The organism is Streptomyces sp. NPDC048506 (genome assembly GCF_040651315.1).
Taxonomy (GTDB): Bacteria; Actinomycetota; Actinomycetes; order Streptomycetales; family Streptomycetaceae; genus Streptomyces.
Genome location: NZ_JBEZIX010000084.1, coordinates 1 through 4,219, shown reverse-complemented (window position 1 = coordinate 4,219; position 4,219 = coordinate 1). Strand labels below are relative to the sequence as shown.

1 protein-coding gene is annotated in these 4,219 nt (G+C 75.1%); it reads right to left on the bottom strand.

Annotation, left to right across the window (positions count from 1 at the left end):
• Nucleotides 1-560: 560 nt before the first annotated feature.
• On the bottom strand, nt 561-3,845 hold the full coding sequence (locus AB0C96_RS40630) for a molecular chaperone Hsp90 (protein ID WP_362925046.1): 3,285 nt from the start codon (nt 3,843-3,845) through the stop codon (nt 561-563).
• Nucleotides 3,846-4,219: the final 374 nt, after the last annotated feature.

The following is a 4,219-nucleotide window of genomic DNA, read 5'->3' as shown; positions in this document are numbered from 1 at the left end:
CCACCGTCATCGCGGCCACCGTCATCGCGGCCACCGTCGTCACGGCCGTTGCCGCGCCCGCCATCATCGCGGCCATTGCCACGACCACCGTCATCACGGCCACCGTCATCGCGGCCACCGTCATCGCGGCCGTTGCCGCGGCCACCGTCATCACGGCCCCTGCCATGCCCACCGTCGTCACGGCCGTTGTCACGGACGTCGGTCGGGCTCGACTGGGTGGCCGCGACCTTCGTGGAGACGCGAGGAGGGGCGGGCGCCGCGGCCACGGCGGAGGCGGCCGTCGCCGACCCTGCCGCAAAGGCCACGCCCACGGCGGCACTTACCGCGAAAATGCGCGGGAAGCGCGAAACGGCTTTCCTGGGGAGGTTCCTCTGTGCACTGTTCATGGAATCACCATGCACGCGCTCGAGGCTGATTCCGCCCCGAGCGCCGCTGATCGGGTGAAGCGCAGGAAGGAATCCCCGATCCGGGGATCCGGGGATTCCTTCCCTAACTGGTGGCGACGCCCGCGGGAATTACCCGGGCCGGAGTCCAACTCCTCCGGCCCGCCGCACATCGGATCAGTCGAACCACCGCGCCCGCGCCAGCTCCTCCCGCCGCTCCGGGTCCTCCAGCAGGGCCGCCACCTCGAAGCGGCGCGGCCACTGACCGGTGGCCCAGGCCAGGCCGGCCGCCACGCCCTCCAGGGTCGCGGCGTGCAGGGTGCCGTCCGGGGTCCAGCGCCAGTCGAGTTCGGCCGTGGCGTCCGGGCCGTCGCCGACCAGCAGCTCCTCGTGCTCCACGTACACCTCCGGGGTGGCCGCGCCGAGCAGCGCTCGGACGGCCTCCGGGACCTCGTGGGGTACGCCTTCGGAGTGCACCTCGGCGCTGACCGTCTCGCTCAGCCGCCGCACCTGCAACAGCTCCGCCAGGTCGGCGGCGCGCTCGGGGCGGACCGGCAGCAGGGGGAGGTGGGCCGCCAGCGGCATCAGGTCCGGGGCGTCGGCGACCACGGCGTCGGCCGCGTCCACCACCCGCGCCTCCCGGTCGAGCACCGTCCGCAGCTCGTCGGGGAGCGTCACCTGATCGGGGTCCTGTTCGGCCAACAGCCCGTAGAGGGCGTGGAGTTGGCCGATGCCGACGGTCAGGTCCGGGTCGGCGAGGCGGGCCAGCAGCTCCGCCGCGCCACCCGGCTCGTCCAGCAGCGCGGCGACCGAGGTCCGCACGCCGAGCGCCCGCAGCACCTGCGCGTCGACCTCACCGGCGTCCGCGGACTCGTACAGCCCGGCCAGCAGCGGATCGCCGCCCGCCGAGCGGAGGCCCGCCGGGCGGCGGCCGTCCAGCACCGGGTGACCGCGCAGCCACCAGGCGGTGTAGGGGCGGACGGACTCGGTGGTGCCGTCGGGCAGCAGGACGCGCACGGGTGCGGTGAGCGCATCGCGCAGCGGTGGCTGGGAGAGCATCGTCAGCACCTGCGGCCAGGCGTCGTCGTCGACCAGGTCCAGGTCGCGGACGGCGACGAGTTCGGTGACGACCGGCGGGACCGGGCTCTCGGGCAGGGCGTCGAGGATGTCCTCGCACCAGACGTCGACCGCGTCCAGCAGGCCGGCGTCGTCCGGCTCGGCGAAGTCGCCGTCCCGCGGCTCCAGCTCGTCCGGGTCGAGCACCACGTCGGTGGCGCGCACCAGCGCGAAGTCGGCCAGCACCCCGACGGCGGTCAGCGGCTGCTCGCCCCACCGTTCCGTCAACTCGGCGTCGCAGGCGGCGAGTTCACCCTCCCGGATGACCCGCTCGAAGGCGCTCCCCGGGTACACCAGCTCACCCGCCGGCGCCAGCTCGCCGTCCTCGTCGGGGAGGGCGAGGGCGCCTAGCCAGGGCTCGTCCCCCGGCGTGAGATTGGCGTCCCGGACCAGCCCGAGGACGGTCTCCGCCAGCTCCTCCGCACCCAGGGCGCCGCCCTCGACGTCGTCGGCGAAGACGTCGTAGGCGTCCTCGTCGGCCTCCAGGGAGTTCGCCACCGCCGCCCGGACCTGGGGAGTGGTCAGGACGGCCCGCGGAGCCGCCGGGGTGGCACCGAGCTTCTCCAGCAGCGGGTGCACCGCATCGGGGTGGGCGACCTTCAGCCCGAGCCGGGCGAGCGTACGGTGCCGGGCGGCGGCCTCGCCGTCCGCGTCCGGGCCGCCGCCGGGCAGCGGGAGGAGGACCTGCCGCGGGCCGATCGTGGTCCGTACCGTCCCGTTCGCTCCTGCCGGGCCCTGGCCGGCCGTGCCCGCCAGGGGCACCGGCAGGCCGCTGAGCCGGTCGGGGTCGGTGCCGGCCAGCGCGTCGTAGAGCCGCCACCACCAGTCGGGTGCGCGCTCGACACCCGCCAGCCGGTCGATCATCTCCCCCAGCGGCACCCGGGCCACGCCCAACGACCGCAGCTCCGGGCGTCGTTCCAGCCCGGCCGGCAGCAGGCTGGGGAAGAGTTCGGCCAGCACCGCGACGGCCGCGGCGCCCGCGCCCTCCACCAGCTCGGCGTCGACGGGCCGCAGGACGTAACGGTCGGCGGCGTCCGCGCCCTCCTCCCACTCCTCGGCCGGCGGGGCCTCGGGTTCGGCCGCCCCACCCGCCCTGGGCGCGCCCGCGCTCGGCAGGAACCGCACCCGCGGCAGCAGCTGGAGCACCTGCCGGCGCAGCTCACTGTCCAGCCCGCCCTTGCCCAGCGGGCCGGGCACCAGGTCGAGGGTGCCCACCGACACCGGCTGCCAGTCGGCCAGCAGCGCCGCGTACGTGGCGGCCGCCCGGCTCACCAGGAAGTCCGCCAGCGGGCCCGGCGCGACGTGGCGGCGGGTCGGCTCCAGCGGGAACGACGCGATCAGCAGCGCGGGCAGCGACAGCGGTTCGTCGGTGGGGGTCGGTGCGTGCACCACCGGTGCGGTGCCCGGCCCGGCCGGCGCGCCCTCGGCGTCCACCGGCACCGCCCAGGTCACCGTCCAGGCCGGCCGCAGCCGCTCCTCGACGGGCCGGTCCGCGAGCAGCGCCGGGTCCAGCGGCCCGCCGTCGCTCGCCACCCGCCACCGAGTGGCCCCCCGCTCACTGTCCTCGATCAGGACGTACGGGCCGTCCTGACGGCGCCTCAACTCCCGTGCGCCCTCCGGGGTCTCCACCACGACCTCGGAGAGCCCCGGCAGGGTCAGCAGCAGCGCGGCGTCGACGCCGTCCAGCAGCCGCTCGGCGAGGTCCTGCGCCGCGACGTCGCGCAGCGGCAGGACCACCGCGGTGTCGTAGCCGTCGGGCGCGGTGCCCTCCGCGGGCAGCGGCAGCCGCAGCAGCGGCACGTGCCCGTCGCGGCGGCGCAACTCGCCGCCCAGGCCGGGGCTGTGCGCCGCCACCTCCTCGGTCATCTCCCGGGCCTCGGCGAGCGACCACCGCACACCGCCGGTGCGCCCCACCAGCGCGGGCTCGTCACTGACGGACAGCACCGCGGCGAAGCCCACGCCGAACCGCCCCACCGCGCCGACGGCGATGCTCGGCTCCCGCTTGGCGGAGGCACGCAGCGTCGACAGCGACTCGACGCCGGTGGCGTCCAGGGGGGCGCCGGTGTTCGACGCGACGAGGACGGCGGGGGCGCCGCCGTTGGCCGCGTGCAGGGTCAGCCGGAGCCGTCCGGGGACACCGGCCCGGGCCGCCGCGTCCGCCGCGTTCTGCGCCAGCTCCACGGCGAGCCGGTCGCGGTAGCCGCCGAGCGCGAGGTCCTCCTCCGCGTTGGCGTCCTCCCGGAACCGGGCCGGTGAAGCGGCCCAGGCGTCCAGCACGCCACGCCGCAGCCGAGCCGTCCCGAACGGGTCTCCGGCGGCGCCTCGCACCCACGACGTTGCGGTCACGTGTCTCGTCTCCCTCACCTAGTCGGTGTCCCGACGGTATCGCCCCACGTCGTCGGCTTTCCCGCCGTGGGGGTCGCTGTTTTCTTTTCCGCCTTCGGCGGAGGGGTTTGTCGGGGTGGGGCCGTACGCGAACGGACCCCACCCCGGTGGGGGTGGAGAGACGGAAGCCCGGCCTCGTCGTCACGACGAGGCCGGGCTTCCGCTTACGTCTTCCCCCCACCGGGCGGGGGTGGCTCACCGACGGGAGGGGGTGGTCCTCCGGGGCCTGTTGTGTGGACGTAAAGCGAAGCAGTCCACACAAAAGCGCACCTAGGTAGATGAAACGTCTTAAAAAAAATAACAACCAAAAGTATTAAGATTGCAGGAGGATGGGT